At 70.1% G+C, this 19,855-nt stretch carries 18 protein-coding genes; 7 read left to right on the top strand and 11 right to left on the bottom strand.

Going from position 1 to position 19,855, the window contains the following annotated elements; all coding sequences use genetic code 11:
- Positions 1-17: 17 nt before the first annotated feature.
- Positions 18-830 carry an SDR family oxidoreductase gene (locus THIX_RS05535; RefSeq protein ID WP_112485412.1) on the bottom strand — a complete coding sequence of 271 codons (813 nt, stop codon included), beginning with the start codon at positions 828-830 and terminating at the stop codon, positions 18-20.
- A 93-nt stretch (positions 831-923) separates the two neighbouring features.
- Here THIX_RS05535 and THIX_RS05530 point away from each other — a divergent pair, with 93 nt between their 5' ends.
- The 4 genes from THIX_RS05530 to THIX_RS05520 are packed head-to-tail and all read left to right on the top strand — an operon-like array spanning position 924 to position 2,961.
- Positions 924-2,243 carry a class I SAM-dependent methyltransferase gene (locus tag THIX_RS05530; RefSeq protein WP_112488195.1) on the top strand — a complete coding sequence of 440 codons (1,320 nt, stop codon included), beginning with the start codon at positions 924-926 and terminating at the stop codon, positions 2,241-2,243.
- Complete coding sequence (locus THIX_RS05525) at positions 2,243-2,434, top strand: DUF2905 domain-containing protein (protein WP_199195360.1); 192 nt, start codon at positions 2,243-2,245, stop codon at positions 2,432-2,434. Before THIX_RS05530 ends, THIX_RS05525 begins: the two co-directional genes overlap by 1 nt.
- Positions 2,435-2,439: 5 nt before the next feature.
- Positions 2,440-2,568, top strand: a complete 129-nt coding sequence (locus THIX_RS24560) for a hypothetical protein (RefSeq protein ID WP_256359964.1) — start codon at positions 2,440-2,442, stop codon at positions 2,566-2,568.
- Between the two features lie 39 nt (positions 2,569-2,607).
- Positions 2,608-2,961: a DUF488 domain-containing protein gene (locus THIX_RS05520; protein ID WP_112485410.1), complete on the top strand. Its 354-nt coding sequence runs from the start codon at positions 2,608-2,610 to the stop codon at positions 2,959-2,961.
- A 61-nt stretch (positions 2,962-3,022) separates the two neighbouring features.
- On the opposite strand, the gene THIX_RS05515 is transcribed toward THIX_RS05520, so the two are convergent.
- The 8 genes from THIX_RS05515 to THIX_RS05480 are packed head-to-tail and all read right to left on the bottom strand — an operon-like array spanning position 3,023 to position 11,762.
- On the bottom strand, positions 3,023-4,147 hold the full coding sequence (locus tag THIX_RS05515; RefSeq protein WP_199195238.1) for an NAD(P)/FAD-dependent oxidoreductase: 1,125 nt from the start codon (positions 4,145-4,147) through the stop codon (positions 3,023-3,025).
- Between the two features lie 4 nt (positions 4,148-4,151).
- Positions 4,152-5,090 (bottom strand): SAM-dependent methyltransferase, encoded by a 939-nt coding sequence (locus THIX_RS05510; RefSeq protein ID WP_112485409.1) that lies wholly within the window; start codon positions 5,088-5,090, stop codon positions 4,152-4,154.
- Between the two features lie 34 nt (positions 5,091-5,124).
- Positions 5,125-6,528 (bottom strand): sulfate adenylyltransferase subunit 1, encoded by a 1,404-nt coding sequence (locus tag THIX_RS05505; protein WP_112485408.1) that lies wholly within the window; start codon positions 6,526-6,528, stop codon positions 5,125-5,127.
- Positions 6,528-7,487: a sulfate adenylyltransferase subunit CysD gene (gene cysD, locus THIX_RS05500; RefSeq protein ID WP_112485407.1), complete on the bottom strand. Its 960-nt coding sequence runs from the start codon at positions 7,485-7,487 to the stop codon at positions 6,528-6,530. The genes THIX_RS05505 and cysD overlap by 1 nt, the downstream gene beginning before the upstream one ends.
- Complete coding sequence (locus THIX_RS05495; protein WP_112485406.1) at positions 7,484-8,344, bottom strand: phosphoadenylyl-sulfate reductase; 861 nt, start codon at positions 8,342-8,344, stop codon at positions 7,484-7,486. Before THIX_RS05495 ends, cysD begins: the two co-directional genes overlap by 4 nt.
- Positions 8,341-9,108 (bottom strand): DUF934 domain-containing protein, encoded by a 768-nt coding sequence (locus tag THIX_RS05490; RefSeq protein WP_112485405.1) that lies wholly within the window; start codon positions 9,106-9,108, stop codon positions 8,341-8,343. The genes THIX_RS05495 and THIX_RS05490 overlap by 4 nt, the downstream gene beginning before the upstream one ends.
- A gap of 12 nt (positions 9,109-9,120) precedes the next feature.
- Positions 9,121-10,989 (bottom strand): nitrite/sulfite reductase, encoded by a 1,869-nt coding sequence (locus THIX_RS05485; RefSeq protein WP_112485404.1) that lies wholly within the window; start codon positions 10,987-10,989, stop codon positions 9,121-9,123.
- A gap of 5 nt (positions 10,990-10,994) precedes the next feature.
- The gene (locus tag THIX_RS05480) at positions 10,995-11,762 is read right to left on the bottom strand and encodes a sulfite exporter TauE/SafE family protein (protein WP_112485403.1); all 768 of its coding nucleotides are present in this window, start codon (positions 11,760-11,762) and stop codon (positions 10,995-10,997) included.
- A 196-nt stretch (positions 11,763-11,958) separates the two neighbouring features.
- Here THIX_RS05480 and THIX_RS05475 point away from each other — a divergent pair, with 196 nt between their 5' ends.
- On the top strand, positions 11,959-13,224 hold the full coding sequence (locus THIX_RS05475; protein WP_112485402.1) for an NAD(P)/FAD-dependent oxidoreductase: 1,266 nt from the start codon (positions 11,959-11,961) through the stop codon (positions 13,222-13,224).
- A 40-nt stretch (positions 13,225-13,264) separates the two neighbouring features.
- On the opposite strand, the gene THIX_RS05470 is transcribed toward THIX_RS05475, so the two are convergent.
- Entirely contained in the window at positions 13,265-14,641 is a 1,377-nt protein-coding gene (locus THIX_RS05470; protein WP_233224412.1) for an MFS transporter, read from the bottom strand.
- A 90-nt stretch (positions 14,642-14,731) separates the two neighbouring features.
- Here THIX_RS05470 and THIX_RS05465 point away from each other — a divergent pair, with 90 nt between their 5' ends.
- Positions 14,732-15,652, top strand: coding sequence for a LysR family transcriptional regulator (locus tag THIX_RS05465; RefSeq protein ID WP_112485401.1), 921 nt, complete (start codon positions 14,732-14,734; stop codon positions 15,650-15,652).
- Between the two features lie 138 nt (positions 15,653-15,790).
- On the opposite strand, the gene THIX_RS05460 is transcribed toward THIX_RS05465, so the two are convergent.
- Positions 15,791-17,065 carry a multifunctional CCA addition/repair protein gene (locus THIX_RS05460; RefSeq protein WP_112485400.1) on the bottom strand — a complete coding sequence of 425 codons (1,275 nt, stop codon included), beginning with the start codon at positions 17,063-17,065 and terminating at the stop codon, positions 15,791-15,793.
- 93 nt (positions 17,066-17,158) lie between these two features.
- On the opposite strand from THIX_RS05460, the gene THIX_RS05455 reads away from it, so the two are divergent.
- Positions 17,159-19,801 carry an EAL domain-containing protein gene (locus THIX_RS05455; protein WP_112485399.1) on the top strand — a complete coding sequence of 881 codons (2,643 nt, stop codon included), beginning with the start codon at positions 17,159-17,161 and terminating at the stop codon, positions 19,799-19,801.
- Positions 19,802-19,855 lie beyond the last annotated feature (54 nt).

Raw genomic sequence — 19,855 nt, 5'->3', positions numbered from 1 at the left:
GTTTCTGGGCGTGCGGCTCAACCGGCTTGCGCACGCGCCAGGTACAAGACGTCGCGCGTCTGCGCCGTGAGGTGCTGGCCGCCGTCCACCAGCAAGGTGGTGCCGGTGATGGCTTGGGCCGCGAGCACATAACGCACCGCCTCGGCCACGTCTTGCGGCGTGGACGAACGGCCCAGCGGCGTGAGCCCATGGGCAGCGGCGAATTCGGCTGCACTCATCGGCCCCGACGGCAGGGTCACGCCCGGCGCCACGCCGACCACGCGCAAGGTGGGCGCCAGTGCCTGCGCCAGCAGCGTGGTGGCCTCGCGCAGCGCCGCTTTGCTCAAGGTGTAGGACAAATAATCGGGGTTGGGATTCCACAATTTCTGGTCGAGCAGATTCACCACGCAACCCTGCGCGCCGCGGGCCTGCACATGCGCGTGCAGCGCCTGCGCCAGCAGCACCGGCGCCACGGCGTTGACCTGGTAATGCTGCCCTGCCGCTTCGGCGCTGAAGCTGGCGGCGTCGTCATGCTCGAACAGCGAGGCGTTGTTCACCAGGGCGTCCAAGCGGCCGAAGGCGGCTGCCACTTGCGGCACGAGGTTGCGTACCGCTGCAGCGTCGGCCAGATCGGCGGCGAAGGCCTGAGCGCGGGCTCCAGCGGCAGCCAGATCGGCGCAGGTTTGCCGCGCTTCGTCGGCGGAGTCGCGATGGTGCGCGGCCACGTCCCAGCCGGCAGCGGCCAGTTCCAGCGCGATCACCCGGCCCACGCGCCGCGCGGCGCCCGTGACCAGCACCACGGGCCGAGCGGCGGCGTGAGTGCTTTGTGTGGGAGGGTTGGCAGGAGGCATGAAACCTAGGCAGGGGGTGTGAAACCTAGAATCGCGGCGATGAAAAGCATGCAGAGTCTACCGTCAGGCGCCCCGCGACCCGAGGGCGGGGGCATGCCCGAAGCCGCGCGGCCAGGCTCGGACGGTGGCCCGGTCGAGCCCGCCTGGAACCATCTGCCCACCTTGCTCGCATGCATCAAGCAAGCCATTGCCGAAGCCGGCGGCTGGCTGCCTTTCGACCGCTACATGGAACTGGCCTTGTATGCCCCGGGCCTGGGCTATTACGCCGCCGCGCCCGGGGTGCTGGGCGCCTGGGGCGGCAGCAGCGACTTCGTCACCGCCCCCGAACTCACGCCGCTGTTCGCCGCGACACTCGCCCGACAGGTGGCGGCGGCGGCGCAGGTCGAGGGGCTCGCCACCGTGGTGGAATTCGGCGCCGGCAGCGGCCGCCTGGCCTGCGACCTGCTGGCTGCACTCCACGCCGAGGGCTGGCTGCCGGCGCAGTACGCCATCGTCGAAGTCTCCGCCGCCATGCGTGCGCGCCAGCAGGAAGCCGTGGCCACGCTGCCCGCGACCTTGCGCGAGCGCGTCGTCTGGTGGGACGCCCTGCCCGCATGCTTCGACGCCGTGGTCATCGGCAACGAGGTGCTGGACGCCATGCCGGTGAAACTCGCGCTGCGCACGCAGCAGGGTTGGATCGAGCGTGGCGTCGTTGTGACCGCCCCCGAACCTGCCGCTTCGCGTCAGGCCCCCCGAGGGGGTCAAGGAAACTCGGGAGCGGCCCAGCGTTTCCTTGAGAACAACGATACGGAACAACCCCTCGCCTGGGCCGAGCGCGCGACCGGCGTCGCGCCGCGTCCGAGCATGCGGGCGCTGCCGCTGGGGGCCGTCACCGAAATCCACCAGGCCGCCGAAGCCTTCATCAGCACGCTGGCCGAACACCTCGGCCGTGGCCTGCTGCTGTTCATCGACTACGGTTTTCCCGCCCACGAGTACGACCACCCGCAGCGCAGTGGCGGCACCCTGCGCTGCCACCGCGCCCACCGCGCCCACGACGATCCGCTGTGGCAGCCGGGCGCCTCCGACATCACCGCGCATGTGAACTTCAGCGGCATCGCCCAAATCGCCGCGCAAGCGGGGCTGGAGCTGCTGGGCTACACCTCGCAGGCGCGCTTCCTGCTCAACTGCGGCCTGCTGGACCTGCTCGGCGCCGCCGTTGCCGCCGGGCAGCAAGGCGAGAGCGGGGCGCCCCGCAGCCGCGCCGGCCTGGCCCAGACCGCGGCAGTGCAAAAGCTGCTGTCGGAGGCCGAAATGGGCGAGTTGTTCAAGGTCATCGCCCTCGGGCGCGGCCTGCACGCACCGCTCATGGGCTTTGATCAAGGAGACCGCCGCGCCGCGCTCGCCCTGCACGACGCAGCCGAGGGGCCACCTTGATGTGGCTGTTCGTCTTCATCCTCGCGTCCATCGTGGTCTCGGCGCTGCTGCCTTACCTGGAACGTTTCGGCTTCGGCCGCCTGCCGCTGGACCTGCGCTTTCAGGCCTTCGGCCGCGAATGGCTGTTCCCCCTCGGCTCCGCCCTGCTGCTGTCCATCTTCGCCTGGGTGATGGCGCGCTTGCTGCGCTGAAACGCATGGACGCTCCAGCCGAGGGCCACGACACGCTGCAGCGCCTGGAGGAAGAACTCGTGCCGGAAGCCGACCCTGATCCGCGCACGGCCATCGCCGCACCGACCCAACACGGCGATCCGATGGCGTCTTAGCATGCGGACATCGAACACTCCAAGCATGGGAGAGGGACGATGACACGAATCGACATCAAGCGGGTCTACGAGCCCGCGACGGCAGCCGACGGCCTGCGCCTTTTGGTCGACCGGCTGTGGCCGCGAGGACTGGGCAAGGACGAGGCCGCGGCGGACCGCTGGGTGCGCGAGATCGCGCCGAGCCCGGCGTTGCGACAGTGGTTCGGCCACGACGCCGCGAGGTGGGACGAATTCCGGCGCCGCTACGTCGCCGAGCTGGACGCCATGCCCGAAACCGTGGGACTGATGCGCCGCCTGCTCCAGGAGCACAAGCAGGTCACGCTGCTGTACGCCGCCAAGGACGAGGCCCACAATCACGCCATCGTCCTGGCCGACTACCTGCGCAAGCCTTGACGAGGCGCGCGCCAGGAGCGGCCAAGCTTGCCGCTGCCCTGCGCTTCCTTCGGAGCACGACCTAGTCGAAGACCGGCGACTCGACCCCCAGCACCTGATGCAGCTTGGGGCTGGTGGTGGTGTACTGCAGATGGATCTTCTTCTCCGGGAAGATGGTGTGCGCGGCGCCGAACGCCGCCAGCGCCGCCTCGTGAAAGCCCGAGAGGATGAGCTTTTTCTTGCCCGGATAGGTGTTGATGTCGCCCACGGCGAAGATGCCCGGCACATTGGTCTCGAACTTCTCCGTGTCCACCTTCAGCTGCTTGCGCTCCAGCTCCAGCCCCCAGTGGGCAATGGGGCCGAGCTTGGGGGACAGGCCGAAGAACACCAGCAGCACATCCAGCGGCAGGCGCCGGGTGATGCCGTCGTTGCCCGTGAGCTTGATCTCGGTGAGCCGCCCCTGGCGCTGCTCGAAGCCGCTGATCTGGCCGACGACGCATTGCATGGCATGCTGCTCGCACAGCGCGTGCATCTTCGCCACCGAGGCCGGGGCGGCGCGAAAGCCGTCGCGGCGATGGATCAGCACCACGCTCTGGGCGCGGTGCTCCTCGCTCTGGGCGAAGTGCAGGGCCCAGTCCAGCGCCGAGTCGCCGCCGCCCACCACCACCAGATGCTGGCCGGCGAAGGCGCCCGGGCTCTTCACCCGGTAGAACAGCTGCGTGCCCTCGAAGGGCTCGATCCCCTCGACCTTCAGGGGGCGGGGCTGGAACGAGCCGACGCCGGCGGCGATGAACACGGTCTTGGTGCGCAAGGTGGTGTCCTTGGAGGTGCGCACCAGGAAGCGGCCGTCGTGCTGGCGCTGCAGCTCGGTGACGTCCTGGCCGAGATGAAACGTGGGGTGAAAGGGGGCGATCTGCTGCAGCAGGCTGTCGGTGAGCTGCTGGCCGGTGCACATGGGCACGGCGGGGATGTCGTAGATGGGCTTGTCGGGGTAGAGCTCGACGCACTGGCCGCCCAGGTGCGGCAGGCTGTCGATGACATGGGCCTTGATCTCCAGCAGCCCCAGCTCGAACACCTGGAACAGGCCCACCGGGCCGGCTCCAATGATGACGGCGTCGGTCTCGATGGGAGGGGTGCGGTGGTTGGCGTCGTGGTTGGCGTGCTGTTGGCTGAGATGCGCAATGGCTGGGTCGACATGCATGTCCATGGTGTCAGTCGTTTTGAAGTGGGTTGGTGTGGGGTTGGTGGGGTTCTGTTTGAGCTGCAGGCCGCGCCGCGCCGCATGGGCCCAGCGGGTCCGGATGGCCGGCGCCGGCGCCGACGATGACCACCGTGGGGCGGCCCTGGTGCAGCATCGCCGCCTGTCCGAGTTCGGCCAGCAGGTGGGCGCTGTGCAGGCTGTCGGCGCAGCCCGCGCGCGACACGACGCTGGCTGGCGTCGCGGCCGGCCAGCCGGCCGCCATGAGCTGGCGCGCCAAGGTGGCGAGTTGCCGCCCGGCCATGTAGAACACTTCGGTGTCGGCGCTGCGGCTGGCGGGTGCCGCGCCGTCATGAGAACACGCCGGGCCGCCCCAAGTTTTCTCGGGAGGCTCGGCGCAGAGCATGCGTCGAGGCCATTCGCCTGGCGCGCGAACGGGCACACGCCTGTTCGCTGGTCCATGCTCATTCCCCTCGGGGGACGGCCGCGGCACAGCGGCGGCCTGGGGGCGCTCAGCGGTCATGGCCGTGCTCAGGCTGATGCTGCGTCCATGCCCGCGCCGCGTGAGCGGCAGCCGCGTATCTGCGGCCGCGGCCAGCGCGGCGGTGACTCCGGGCACGACCTCGGCCTGTAGGCCGGCGGCGGCAACGGCCTGCAACTCCTCTTCCAGCCGGCCGAAGATGCTGGGGTCGCCGCCTTTGAGCCGCACCACCAGGGCCTGCGCCCGACCATGGCGCAGCAGCAGGGCGTTGATCATGGCTTGCGTCGCGCCACCGCGAAAGCCGCGCTTGCCAACGTCGATCCACCTCGCCTGCGGCGCCAGGTCGCGCAGGGCCGGATCGACCAGGGCGTCGCTCAAGACCACGTCGGCCTGGCCCAGCAGGCGGGCACCGCGCAGGGTGATCAGATCGGCAGCGCCCGGGCCGGCACCGATGAAGGCGATGCGACCCATCAGTGCGCTCCGCGTGCTCGCGGCGTGGCGCGCGTCATGCCAGCGCCTCGACCATCAGCGCGCCGCTGGTGCGGTGGGTGGCGGGGTCGACGACGATCATCGCCCCGGCCACGCGGTTGTCGGCGTAGATCTCCAGCGGCAGCGGCGACTGCACCTGCAGGCGCACGCAGCCGATGTCGTTGACCGCGAGCGTCTGCGCGTCGACGTCCGCCAGGGTGTGGATGTCCAGGCGGCTGGAGATGGCCGTGATGCGCCCCGCCACCCAACGGTGGCCGTGGCGCAGCCAGTACTTGCGGCCGATGGCCGCAGGCTCGGTATCCAGCCACGCCAGGGTGGCGCCGAACTCCTGCGTGCCCCCGGAAGTCCGCGATGGGGCCGAGGAAACTTCGGCCTGGGGAGTCGCGGCCGACTCTGGCGGCTGGTGGCGCTGCGCGTCCCCGGGTTTGACGGCCGCTTCACCAGCCTGCACCGGCTCCAAGCCCGTGACCCAGTCACCGCGCGAGACATCAACCTGGCGGTCGAGCACCAGTCCGGCCGACTGGCCGGCGGCGCAGCCATCGACGGCGACTCCCGCACGCCGCACCGCGACGACCTCGGCGCTCTCGCCGCTGGGGTGGATGCGGATCTTGTCGCCGGACTGGACCCGGCCCCTGGCGATGCGGCCCCAGACCGTGCGCGGCTGGTGGCCCAGGCCGTCGCCCTCGCGCGCCACGTATTGCACCGGCAGCAACAGGGCGCCGGTCTGCGGCTCCTCGGCGGCGGGCAGGGCTTCGAGCCATTGCAACAGGGTCGGCCCGGCATACCAAGGCCAGGACGTCGAGGCGATGGCGATGTTGTCGCCACGCAGCGCCGACACCGGCACGATGCCGGCGGGCGCGATGCCGGCCTCGGCGGCGAAGTCCAGCAGCGCATCGCGCACCGCCGCGAACGCGGCCTCGGCATCGTCCACGGCGTCGAGCTTGTTCACGGCGAAAACGATGGACGGCAAGCGCAGCAAGCGCGCCAGCAAGGTGTGGCGCCGGGTTTGCGGCAGCAGGCGCAGGGGAGCGGCGCGCCAGTCGAGCTTGGTGATGTCGATCAGCACCACCGCGGCATCGCTGCCGGCGGCGGCCGTCACCATATTGCGCGTGTACTGCTCGTGCCCCGGGGCATCGGCGATGATGAACTTGCGCCGCGGCGTGGCGAAGTAGCGGTAGGCCACGTCGATGGTAATGCCCTGCTCGCGTTCGGCCTCCAGCCCGTCGGTGAGTTGGGACAGGTCGATGCTGCCGCCCGCGGCCCGGCGTTGCAGGGCGTCGAGCTGGTCGGCCAGGATGGCGCGGCTGTCGAGCAGCAGGCGGCCGATCAGCGTGCTCTTGCCGTCGTCCACGCTGCCGGCGGTGAGAAAGCGCAGCGCTTTGTGGCGGTGTTCGCTGCTGGCGTCGTTGGGCGTGTTCATCAGAAATAGCCTTCCTTCTTGCGCCGCTCCATCGAAGCGTCTGAGGTGCGGTCGTCCATGCGCGTGGCGCCGCGCTCGCTCAGGGTCGCGGTCAGGGTCTCGGCGACGACTTCCGTCGCGCTGGCCGCCGCGCTTTCCACCGGGCAGGTGCAGGTCATGTCGCCCACGGTGCGAAACCGCACCTGGACCGTCTCCACCGCCTCGCCAGGCTGCGGCGGCGTCACGGCGGTCAGCGGCACCAGCAGACCCTTGCGGCGCAGCACCCGGCGCGGATGGCTGTAGTACAGCTTGGGCAGCGCGATGTTCTCGCGCGCGATGTACAGCCACACGTCCAGCTCGGTCCAGTTGCTGATGGGGAAGGCGCGGAAATGCTCGCCCGGGCGCAAGCGGGTGTTGAACAGCGACCACAGCTCGGGGCGCTGCTCCTTGGGCTGCCACTGGCCGAAGTGGTCGCGGTGGCTGAAGATGCGTTCCTTGGCGCGCGCTTTCTCCTCGTCGCGCCGCGCGCCGCCGATGAGGCAGTCGAAGCGGTGCTGCTCGATGGCTTCGAGCAGGGCCACGCTCTGGTGCGGGTTGCGGGATTCCAGCGCATGGCCCAGGCGCACCGTGCCGCGGCGGATGGATTCGTCCAGGTGCGCGACGATCAGCGCGTCGCCCGAGGCCTCGGCGAGGGCGTCGCGGAAGGCGATGACCTCGGGAAAGTTGTGCCCGGTATCGACATGCAGCAAGGCAAACGGCAGCCGGCCGGCGTAAGCCCCGCTGGCCTGGCGCTGCTTGAACGCCTTCTCCGCCAGGCGCAGCACGACGCAGGAGTCCTTGCCGCCCGAGAACAGCAAGGCCGGGCGCTCGAAGCCACCGGCCACTTCGCGCAGGATGTAGATGGCCTCCTCTTCGAGGGCGTCGAGATGACGGTGGTCGATCTGCGGCAACAGGCGTTCGAGATCCAGGGGTGCGTTCATGCGTGGACTCCGGCCGGTCCCGTGGCGATGGTTGGTTTGGCGATCGGTTCTTTCGCGACGGCGTCTGCAGCGACTCCATGCGGCTCGCCGCGTGCATCGCGGGCAACGGGGCGTTGCTCGACATGCAAGCCGCATTCCTTCGCCCCCTCCCGCTCCCACCACCAGCGCCCGGCGCGGATGTCCTCGCCCAGCGCGACGGCGCGGGTGCATGGGGCGCAGCCGATGCTGGGAAAGAATTGGTCGTGCAGCGGGTTGTAGGGAACGGCGTGCAGCGCGATGTAGTGCCACACGTCGCCCTGCGTCCAGTCGAGCAGCGGGCTGAGCTTGGCGTGGCCTTGCGCGTCACTCTCGCGCCGTGCGGTCTGGCCGCGCGCGGGCGACTGTTCGTGGCGCAGCCCCGTCACCCAGGCCGCACGGCCTTGCAGCATGCGGGACAGGGGTTCGAGCTTGCGCAAGGCGCAGCAGGCATGGCGCAAATCGACGCTGGCAACCATGGCCCGCGGACCATGGCGGGCGACGAAGCCGCGCGCCGCAACCGCGTCGGGACGCCAGGTTTCGATCTCCAGACCGTAGTGCCGCTGCGCGCGGCCGAGCAGTTCCAGCGTCTCGCCGTGCAGCATGCCGGTGTCCAGCGTGGCGATGGCGATGGGCAGCGCATGCCGCGCGATCAGGTCGGTCAGGACCATGTCCTCCGCCCCCAGACTGGTCGCCTGCACGATGCGGCCGGCGAATTCCCGTGCTGCCGCGCGCAGCGTGGCGAGCGCGTCTTGCACGCGCTGGTCGAAGCCGGCACTGGGTTTGGCGTACAGGGCAGGCGCCGAGCCGGGCGGCGCAGCGATGGGGATGGCGCGGTTCATGCGGCGGCTTCCAGGACAACGCCAGGCCACCCCGGGTTTGCTTCACCCTTGCGCGGGACAGGCCGGCTGGCCGCTCCCGGGGGCCGTTTCAGAAACAGCGGATGCGGATCGAGCACGTCGCCCTGGTAGTAGGCGGGCTGCGGATGCGGGCTCGGTTGCCTCGGAGCGCCCCCATCAGTCCGCAAGCGGACTCCCCCCGAGGGGGTCGAGGAAACTGGGGAGCGGCCCTGCGCTTCCTCATGAGCGCCCCAGGGGCGGCGCGCCGCCCCGCCCCCCGTGGGGGTCGAGTCAACTTGGGGACGGCCCTGCGCTTGCGCTTCCTTGAGAGCGCCGTCGAACTCCGGCAACAGCCCCTCGAAAAACCGCAGTGCCCGCTGCGCGGCCTGCAGGCTCTGGCCGGGGCGCAGCACCGCGGTGTCGAACCCGGTGCGCGCCAGCGGCAGCGCCATGTCCACCAGCACATCGCCGGTGGCGCGCAGCTCGCCGCGGTAGCCCAGGCGCACTCGCAACAACCGGGCCTGGGAATAGGCGCGGCCATCGGTCCATTTCGGGAACTGCAGGTCGACGCTGGCGAAGCGCGACAGATCGATGGCGAGTGCGCGCACGTCGAGGTCGTTGGGAAGCACCAGTCCGGCGGGCTCATGCGTCGGCCAGGTCGTGGCGGCCGTTTGCCACTGCCCGGGCGTGAACACGTGATGCCCGCCTGCGCCCGGCGCCGGGTCTGTGGCGGCGCGGGCGCCGTCTTCGGAAGTGATGAATTTCATGCGCGGAACTCCTCAAGGAAAGGCGGGGCCGCCCCAAGTTGACTCGACCCCCACGGGGGGCGGGTCGGCGAGCCGACCTTGGGGGCGCTCATGCGAAACCGAGCCGCCGCCCGCAACCTTCGCATCATCTTCGGCGGCGGTTAACTGCGAGGCAGCGGCCTGGGGGTGTTCCGGTGTCGCGGTCGCGCGGCGCACGGCATCGGCCGCAGCCTTGAACGGCTGCGCACCGACGCGGCGGGCGAAGGCCACGAACAGCTCGCCGGGCTGGCGCTGCCGCAGATACAGGGCGATCAGCGCCTCGACCACATCCGGCACTTCCTCGGCCGCGAACGAGGGGCCGATGATCTTGCCGGGCGAGGCTGCGCCACCAACCTCCGAGCCATCGCCGCCGCCGACGGTGATCTGGTACCACTCGGCGCCGTCCTTGTCGACACCGAGGATGCCGATGTGGCCGCTGTGGTGATGGCCGCAGGAATTGATGCAGCCGCTGATGTTGAGGTCGATGTCGCCGATGTCGAACAGCTCGTCGAGGTCGGTGTAGCGCTCGGTGATGGCGGCCGCGATGGGAATGGAGCGGGCATTCGCCAGGGAGCAGAAATCGCCGCCGGGGCAGGCGATCATGTCGGTCAGCAGGCCGATGTTGGGCGTGGCGAAGCCGGCTTCCCGCGCATCCCGCCACAGCGCATGCAGGGCGGCAGCGCTGACCCAGGGCAGCACCAGGTTCTGCTCGTGGCTCACGCGCAGTTCGCCGTGGCTGTAGCGCTCGGCGAGGTCGGCGGCGGCGCGCATCTGCTGCGCCGTGACGTCGCCGGGCGCCTGGCCCGCGCGCTTGAGCGACAGGGTCGCGGCGCGCAAGCCGGGGACACGGTGCGTGTGCACGTTGCGCTGCAGCCAACGCAGGTACGCCGGCTCGTGCGCGGGCCCGGTGGCAAGGGCAGCGGACGCGTCCGGAGCATCCGACGCATCCGGCCCCACACCGTGCGGCGGCGCAAACTGCGAAGCCACGCGGTTGAATTCATGCAGGGTGATGAGGTGCGCGGCGCCGCCCGGATCGCGCTGCAGAATGTCGGCGAACTCGCGCTCGACGGCCTCGGTGAAGCGCGCGCCTTCGGCCTTCACCAGCATCTTGATGCGCGCCTTCCAGATGTTGTCGCGCCGCCCATAGCCGTTGTAGACGCGCAGGATGGCCTCGACGTACACCAGCAACTGCTGCCAGGGCAGAAAGTCGCGAATGACGGCGCCGATCATCGGCGTGCGCCCCATGCCGCCGCCCACCTGCACGCGAAAGCCGATCTGGCCGTCGTCGTCGCTCAGCGCCTGCAGGCCGATGTCGTACCAGCCGGCGGCGACGCGGTCTTCGCGCGCGCCGCTCACGGCGATCTTGAACTTGCGCGGCAGGTAGGCGAACTCGGGGTGCAGGGTGCTCCACTGGCGCAGGATCTCGCAGAACGGCCGCGGATCGACGATTTCATCCGGCGCGATGCCGGCGAACACATCGCTGCTGATGTTGCGCACGCAGTTGCCGCTGGTCTGGATGCCGTGCATGTCCACCGCGGCGAGGCGGTCCATGACGTCGGCGCTGTCGGCCAGGGCGATCCAGTTGTACTGCAGGTTCTGGCGCGTGGTGAAGTGGCCGTAGCCACGGTCGAACTCCTCGGCGATGTCGGCCAGGGCGCGCAGTTGCTGGCTCGCCAGCGCACCGTAGGGAATGGCCACGCGCAGCATGGGCGCATGGCGCTGGATGTACCAGCCGTTTTGCAGGCGCAGCGGTTTGAACTCCTCGCCGCCCAGGCTGCCGGCGAGATGGCGTTCGAGCTGGTCGCGGTATTGGGCGGCGCGGGCGCGGATGAAGCGGCGGTCGAAATCGGTGTACTGGTACATGGCGCTCAGGCGATGATCTTGAAGCCGGCGAACGCCAGCGTGGCCGAGAGCAGCACACGGGTCATGCGCTCGGGAAGGAAACGGGTGAGTTGGGCGCCGAGCCAGATGCCTGGAACCGAGCCCAGCAGCAGCGCCAGCACCAGCGGCCAATCGACATGGCCCAGCGCCGCATGGCCGATGCCCGCCACCAGGGTCAGCGGCACCGCATGGGCGATGTCGGTGCCGACCAGTTGCCGCGTCGTCAAACGCGGATAGAGCAGGAGGATGCAGAGCGAGCCGATGGCCCCGGAGCCGACCGAACTCAGCGTGACCAGCACCCCCAGCAACGCACCGAGGGCGATGGTCACGCCCGGCTTGCGCGACGGCGGCAAGCGCGCTTCGAGCCGCAGCGCCAGCCGCTGCCAGAACCCGCGTGACATCACCGCGGCGGCGGTGAGCAGCAAGGCGGCGCCGAGGGCCAGGCTGAGCACGCCGAACCAGGCCTTGTCCGCGCCCGCGGCGTGCATCGCCACGAGGGTGGCGAGCGCCGCGGGCAGGCTGCCGGCGAGCATCAGCCCGGCAATGACGCGATCGACATGCCCATGGCGGTGGTGCGCCACGGCCCCGGAAAGCTTGGTGAGCGCGGCGAACCACAGATCGGTGCCGATCGCCACGGGCAGGTCGAGCCGGAACACGCCGAGCAGCAACGGCGTCATCAACGACCCCGCGCCAACCCCCGTGGCGCCGATCAGGGCGCCCGCGGCGAGGCCGAAGAAGGTGGCTTGGATCTGCATGGCAACGTTGTGGCAAAGGTTGCAAACATCCTAGGGATGGATCACGCCAAACCGAAGTACAGTCTTCTCATACCGTTAGATGCCAGACGATATAAGGCCGCGGCGCCGAGCGTCGGTTCCTGCCCTCCAGGCGGGCCCGGCGGCGCAGGGTTGGGCTTGAAGTCGACCGGATGCGCCGATTCCCGCCCCACTGGCATTGCGCAAGCAAGGAGACGAGCATGAGCGGCGACCACGAACTGACCGGCCCCGATTTGTCGCAAGGTGTGGAACTCTCCGCCTTGCGCGATGGCGAGCCCCTGCTCGGCCGGATGGATGGGCAGGCGGCGATGCTGGTGCGGCGGGCGAAGCGGCGGCCAGCGGCCTGCGCGAGTTCGGCTACACCGGGCCCGTCACCCTGTTGGGCGCCGAGGCCAGCACGCCGCTGGACCGGCCCAATTTGTCGAAGGACTACCTCGCCGGCCATGCGCCGGACGACTGGCTGCCGCTGCGCCCTGAGGACTATTGGCGCGAGCGCGACATCGCCCTGCTCACCGGCCGTCGCGCCGTCGCGCTCGACACCGCCGCTCACCGCCTGGGCTGCGCCGACAGCCGCAGCCTGGGCTACGGCGCGCTGCTGCTGGCCACCGGCGCGCAGCCGGTGCAACCCGCCCTGCCCGGCGCCGGCCGAACTCATGTGCACACCCTGCGCACCCTGGCCGATGTGCGCGCCATCATTGCCGGCATCGATGCCGGGGCGCGGCGCGCGGTGGTGGTGGGCGCCAGCTTCATCGGCCTGGAAGCCGCCGCCTCGCTGCGCGCACGCGGCGTGGAGGCGCATGTCGTCGCCCCCGAGGCGCAGCCGCTGGCGCGCGTGTTCGGCCCGCGTCTGGCGGACCATGTGCGCAGTGTGCACGACGCCATGGGCACGGTGTTTCACCTCGGGCGCAAACCGGTGGCCATCCATGCCGCCTCGGTGGAACTGGACGACGGCACGCAGGTGGGCGCCGATCTGGTGGTGTTCGGCATCGGCGTGCGGCCGGATGTGACGCTGGCGCAGCAGGCCGGCTTGCGGCCGGACAACGGCATCGTGGTCGATGCATTTCTCGCCACCAGCGCGCCCGATGTGTACGCCGCCGGCGACGTCGCCAACTGGCCCGACGCGGCTGGCGGCGGGCGCCTGCGCATCGAGCACTGGGCCGTGGCGCAGGCCCAGGGGCGGCAGGCCGCGCGCAATATCCTGGGCTACGCCAAACCCTTCCGCAGCGTGCCGTTTTTCTGGAGCCAGCACGGCGAGGCGGCGCTCAACTACGTTGGCCACGCGCAGCAGTGGGACCGCGTCGAGGAGGAAGGCGATCCGGCCTCCGGCAGCTACCTCTGCCGCTACTTCCAGGGCGGGCGCTTGCTGGCCGTCGCCAGCCTGGGCCGCGACCTCGACAGCTTGCGCGTCGAAGCCGCGATGCAGGCCGTGGTGCAGACGGCCTGAGCCGGCGCGGAGTTCACAGGCAGCGGCAAGGCCGCAGGCGTCACGAACCGCCGGACGCTCGCACCGTTGCGCTGCGCCCGGCATCTCCCGCCGCTGGGCGCCACACCGTCCACGCGGCCAGGGCAATGAGCCCTTGCATCACCAGCACCACGGCGACGCAACCCGCCCAGCCCGCATGCTCCCAGACCAGGCTGGGGGCGAAGGCGCCGATGCTGCCGCCCAGGTAGTAGCACATGACATACAGCCCCACCGCCGATGAACGCGCCTGGCGCGCCAGCGCGGGCACCTGCGAGGTGGCCATGGCCTGGGCGACGAACACGCCGGCCGAACTCATGGTCAAGCCGAGCACGATGTCGGGCAGCGTCGGCAGCAAGGTGAGCAGCATGCCCGTGCTGGACATCGCCATGGCGGCGACGAACACCCGGCGCTGGCCGAAACGCCAGGCCAGCCGCCCGGCCAGCGGCGTGACCAGCATGCCCACCAGATACACCGTGAACAGCAGGCTCAGTTGCCGCAGGTCCAGGCGGTACGGGGCAGCCGCGAGGTGGAAGCTCACATACGTGAAGGTGCACACCTGCGAGAACAGGATGCCGAAGCCGATGGCATACGTGCCCAGCAATTTCGGGTTGCGCACATGCGGCCGCAGTCCGGCGAGCGAGGCGCGCAGGTTGGCACTGGGGCGAAAGCGGCGCGACGGCGGCAAGCCGCGGGCGATGAGCAGCAGGAAGATGGTGTTGATCGCCCCCAGCACGACAAAGGCCGCCTGCCAGTCCCAGTGCGCCGTGACCATGCCGGCAATGAAGCGCCCGAGAAAGCCGCCGGCCACCGAGCCCGAGATGTACAGCGCCGTCACCGCCGGCACCGCACGCGCCGGCCATTCCTCACCGATGTAGGCCACGGTGGCGGTGAACACGCCGGGAATGAACAAGCCTTCGAGCAGGCGCCAGGCGAGCAAGGCATGCAGGCTGCCGGCGGTGGCGGCGAGGGCCGTGGTCAAGCTCAGCCCGGCCAGCGAGAACAGCAGCACCGGCTTGCGCCCGTAGCGGTCCGACAGGCTGCCGGAAAACGGCGCGGCCAGCGCCACCGCCAGGGTGGTGAAGGTGATGGTGAGGCTGAGTTCGGCCACGCTGGCATGGAACACGCCCTGCAACGTCGGCAGCAGGCCCTGCGTGACATACATGGTGAAAAACGCGCACATGCCGGCCGCCACCACCGCGACGCGGGCGCGCCAGCCCGGCGTGGGCGCGGCCGAAGCGTCGGCGCCGGACGTTGCGGCATGCCGCGGCGCGCCAGCGCCGATGCGGTCGATCACCGGCCGCGCATCGAGGCTTGGCGGGGTCGTCGTGCCGATGGCGGGCTCGGGGGCACCGATCGACAGGGGCTCGACAACGGTCGTCGCAAGGCTTGTTGAGTTCATGTTTTTGTCGTGAAGCCAGAGTCTGCAAGACTAGCCCTTGCCATTCAATCTGTGAAATTGAATATTCGTTGTTTTTGATATGATTTTCGAATGGAAATCCGGCATCTGCGCGCCTTCATCGCCGTGGCTGAAGAGCGCCATTTCACCCGCGCTGCACAGCGCCTGCATCTCTCCCAGCCGCCGCTGTCGCAGCAGATTCAGGCGCTCGAGGCCGAACTCGGCGTGCGCCTGTTCGAGCGCGGGCGCAGCGGCGTCAGCCTCACCGCCGCCGGGCAGGCGCTGCTGCCCCAGGCCCTGGGCATCCTCGATCAGTTGCAACGCGCCGCGGAGCAGGCGCGCCGCGCCGGCCAGGGCGAGAGCGGCAGCCTGGCGGTGGGCTTTGCCGGCTCCATGCCGTTTTCGGCCGTGATGCCACAGTTGTTGCACGCCTTCCACGCCGCCTGGCCCGGGGTGGAATTGCAATTGCGCGAGCAGCCCTCGCGCGACCAACTCGACGATTTGGTGGCACGGCGCCTGGACGTCGGCCTGATTCGCCCGACACAGCACGCCGAGCTGGCCGCGCTGGACACCCGGCTGCTGCTGCGCGAGCCCTTGCTGGCGGCGCTGCACACCAGCCATCCGCTGGCCGGAAACGCCAGCCTGAGGCTGCGCCAGTTGCGCGACGAACCCTTCATTCTCTACAGCTCCACGCTGGGCTCGGGCCTGCGCGAGCAGACCCTGGCGCTCTGCCTCAAGGCCGGCTTCAGCCCGCGCATCGCCCAGGAAGTGCATGAGATGCCCACCCTCATCAGCCTGGTGGCGGCCGGCATGGGCGTGGGGCTGGTGGCGGAGTCGATGCAACGGGCGCAGATGCCCTATGTGCGCCATGTCGCCCTGGACGACGCCGGTGCGCACAGCGACATTCTGCTGGCGTGGAAACGCGACAACCCCTCGGTCACACTGCGCAATTTTCTGCAGCTCGCCGCGGCGCACGGCAACGCCCTCGGCGCTGGCCTGAAGCCTGAGGCCTGAAGCGCCCCCAGCCTCCCCCACAGGGCGAGGGAGGCTCCGGCCCCCTCCCCATGCGTGGGAAGGGTTGGGGTGGGGAGGGAGCCGGACGGCCACGGGTTGGGGAAACATCCATCGCGTTTCTCACGCCGCGGCCAGCGTTCAAACACCGAGGTGCCGGGCGATGGCCGCTTCCCGCGCCGCCTGCAGCGCCTGGGCGATGGCCGTGGCCTTGCCGCCAGCTTGCTGCACGCGCCGGGCAATGGCCCCGGCGTCCACCGCCAGCGCCGCGTCCAGCGCGGCTTGCAGGCGCATGCGCTGGGGATAGGGCTGGTGCGCAAACTCGCCGCCACGGCCACGGTGGTCGGCCTCGCAGGCGAGCAGCGCCTGGGCGAAACGCGCCGGCCGGCGCACGGCGTCGCAGCGGCCCAGCAGCCGCAGCAGCGCTTCGGCGCCGAACTCCATGCATCTGTGGATATTGCCGTGCTCGGCCGCGACCATGGCGGCAAGCTCGGCGCAGTCGGCAGGGACCCGCAGGCGCTGCGCCACCGCGCGCCCCAGCGCCACGCTGCGCGCCTCGTGGCCGATATGCCGGGGCAGCACCTCGGCCGGGGTGGTGGCCTTGCCCAGGTCGTGCATCAGGCAGGCCCAGCGCGTGGCCAGGTCGGCACGCAGCGCTGCTGCGGCCTGCAGCACCAGCATCTGGTGTTCGCCGCAGTCCACCTCGGGGTGGTCGTCGGCGCGCTGCGGCACGCCCCACAGGGCATCGACCTCGGGCAGGATGCGCGCCAGGGCGCCGCAGTCGCGCAGCACCTCGAACATGCGGCGGGGATGGTTTTCCATCAGCCCGCGCGCCAGTTCCTGCCAGACGCGTTCGGGCACCAGCGCGTCCACCTCGCCGGCAGCCACCATGCCGCGCATCAGCGCCAGGGTTTCGGGCGCCACCGTGAAACTGCCGAAGCGCGCGGCGAAACGCGCCAGACGCAGGATGCGCACCGGGTCTTCGGCGAATGCCGGGGAAACATGGCGCAGCACCTGGTCGCGCAAGTCGCGCTGCCCACCGCAGGGGTCGATGACGGCGCCGGCGGCGTCCTGCGCCATGGCGTTGATGGTGAGGTCGCGGCGCAGCAGATCGTCTTCCAGCGTGACGCCCGGTTCGGCCTGCACGGAAAAGCCGCGGTAACCCGGCGCGGTCTTGCGCTCGGTGCGCGCCAGGGCATATTCGTCATGCGTGCGCGGATGCAGGAACACCGGAAAATCGCGCCCCACCGGCAGGAAGCCGGCGTCCAGCATTTGCTGCGGCGTGGCACCGACCACCACCCAGTCGCGGTCTCCGGCCGGCAGGCCGAGCAGGGCGTCGCGCACGGCGCCGCCGACGACATAGGCCGTGCCCGGAATGGGGGGAGTCTCGGTCAGCGTTGCGGGTGTGTTCTGCATGCCGCGAGCATAGGGCAAGAAGGCTTGAAAAACCCCCCGGATCGAGGCGTTGCGGCGGTAGGCGCAGGGGCGGCGCTGGGCTATAGTCCCGGCATGCCCATCGACCCCTCCCGACCCGACCAGCCCGCATCCGGCGTGGCCGAGGCAGGAGGCCGTTACAGCGGTCCATCCGTGGGGCCCGAGTTCACGCCGCAGTGGCTGGATGCGCTGCCCGCGCTGTTCTCCTATTTCGACACCGACTGCCGGCTGCGCCAATGCAACGCCGCCTACGCCAACTGGCTGGGCCGGCCGGTGCTGGACATTCTCGGCATGCCGCTCGACACGCTGATGGACGCCGACGCCATGGCCGTCATCAGCCCCCATGTTCAGGAAGCCCTGGCTGGCAGAACCGTGCTGTATGCCCGCGAGCAAAGGCAGGAGCGCGAAGCGCGCTGGATGGAAGTGCGTCTGCAGCCCGCCTGGGAATCGCGCGAACCGGACCTGCCGCCGCAGGTGGTGGGCTTTTACTGCCTGGAACTCGACCGCTCCGCCAACAAGCTGCAACAGGATCGCGCCAGCCTGCTGCGCCACGCCTCCGGCGCGACCTTCTGGACCCTGGACCTGCAGCAGGGTGTTTTGCACAGCGAACAAAATTGGACCAACCCCAGCTTGCGCGAGGAGCCGGTCCATCTCACCCTGGCCGAACTGCTGGCACTGGTGCCCGAGACCGACCGCGATGGCGTGCTCAAAGGCCTGCAGGCCGTGATGCAATCCGGCCCGGTCAGCCCCAGCGTGGAAGCCCGGATCTGCCGCACCGACGGCAGCACCATCTGGACCCGCAGCCAGGGCCTGGTGAGCCGCAGATCGGCAAGCGGCGAGCCGCTGGAACTCATGGGCATCAGTGTGGACATCAGCGCCACCAAAAAGGCGCTGGACGATCTGCGCGACAGCGAGCTGCGTTTTCGCACCTTCGCCGAGCTGTCGTCCGACTGGTTCTGGGAGCTCGATGCCGCAGGCCGCTTCACCAACCTGAGCGCCAGCGCGCTGCGCAACCGCCATGTGCAGCAGGTGCGCGAGGCCGTGCTCGGGCGCCAGTGGCAAAGCCTCAACCCCGCGCTGGCCGCGCTGCCGCAATGGAAAGCGCTCGCCGCGCTGATGCAGCGCCAGCTTCCATTCCACGACCTGGTGCTGCCCTTTCGCAGCGCGGGCACCAACACCCGCTGGTGGCGCCTGAACGGCGCGCCGGTGTGGGATGCGCAAAGCCTGTTGAGCGGCTGGCGTGGCGTGGCCAGCGACATCACCGAGCAGCGCGAAGCCGAAGACAAGCTCTATTCCACCGCCTACACCGATGCGCTCACCGGCCTGTCGAATCGCACCGGCTTCGAGCGCCTGCTGGAAGCCGCGCTGCAGGAGGTCCGGGGTCGCCCGCAGGCCGCCACAAGCACCATAAGCACCGCGCGCAGCGGGCCGCAGCGAGACGGCGCCGCCGAAGCCGCGTCCGGTCCTCCGTCGGTCGTCGGTGGTGCCTTGCTGTTCATCGATCTGGACCAGTTCAAGCAGATCAACGACAGCCTGGGCCACAGCATGGGCGACCGCGTGCTGGCCGAGGCGGCGCAACGCATCTACGCCACGCGCCGCACGGGCGACTTGATCGGCCGCTTCGGCGGCGACGAGTTCCTGGTGTATTCCCGCCACGTCGATGCTGCCGCGAACGAACCCGCGAGCGAGGCCCTCGCCGAGCGCCTGCGCGCCGACCTGGCGCGGCCCTACGACCTCGACGGCCGCATCCTGCACACCACGGTGAGCGTCGGCGTGGCGCAGTTCCCGCGCGATGGCCGCACCATCGCCGAATTGCTCAGCCATGCCGATACCGCCCTGCACGAGGCCAAGACCCAGGGGCGCAACCGCGTGCAGGCCTTCACGCCGCAACTCCTGGCCAAGCTGCAGCGGCGCACCCAACTGGAAACCGAACTGCACGCGGCGCTCGAGCAGCAGAGCTTTCGTATCGCGCTGCAGCCCATCGCCCGGCTGCAGCGGCACGCACCCGAACACCTGCCGGCGCAGCGGCGCTACGGCGTCGTCGGCTTCGAGGCCCTGGCGCGCTGGACGCGGCCCAATGGCGAGGAAATCGGTCCGACGGAATTCATTCCCATGATCCAGGATCTGGGGCTGATCTCCGCCTTCGGCTTTCTGATCATCCGCCTGAGCCTGCAAGCCCTGCGGCGCCTGCGCGACGACTGCGGCTACACCGGGCACATGTCGGTGAATGTCTCGCCCGCCCAGCTGAAAAGCGGCTGCGTCGAATGCCTGCGTGACGAACTCGCCGCAGCCGGCATCGAACCCGCCGCGCTCACCATCGAAATCACCGAGAACCAGCAGGTCATGTCCTGCCCCGACTGCCTGCTCACGCTCGACACCATACGCGCCATGGGCGTGCGCGTTTCGCTGGACGATTTCGGCGTCGGCTTCTCCAACCTGGAATACATCACCCGCCTGCCGGCGACGCAACTCAAGATCGACCGCACCTTCACCCACGGCGTGGCGCAAGACCGCTACAAGGCGGCGGTCGTCACCGCGACCCTGGCGATGGCGGCGTCTCTCGGCATGGACGCAGTCGCCGAAGGCGTGCAAGATGCCGCCGATCTGCGCTGGATCGAGCAGGCCGGCTGCAGCCAGGTGCAGGGGTTGGCTCTGTGGCCGGCGATGGACCTGGACGCCGCCTGCGCCTTGTTGCAGGCCACGCGCAGCGGGCCGTAAGCGCCGGCCCGGTCGGCTCAGCGAAAGTGTCCCTGCGCTGACGCAACCCCCTGG

This window comes from Thiomonas sp. X19 (genome assembly GCF_900089495.1).
Classification (GTDB): domain Bacteria; phylum Pseudomonadota; class Gammaproteobacteria; order Burkholderiales; family Burkholderiaceae_C; genus Thiomonas_A.
The sequence above is the reverse complement of the archived record's forward strand: the minus strand, read 5'-3'. Positions and strand labels throughout refer to the sequence as shown.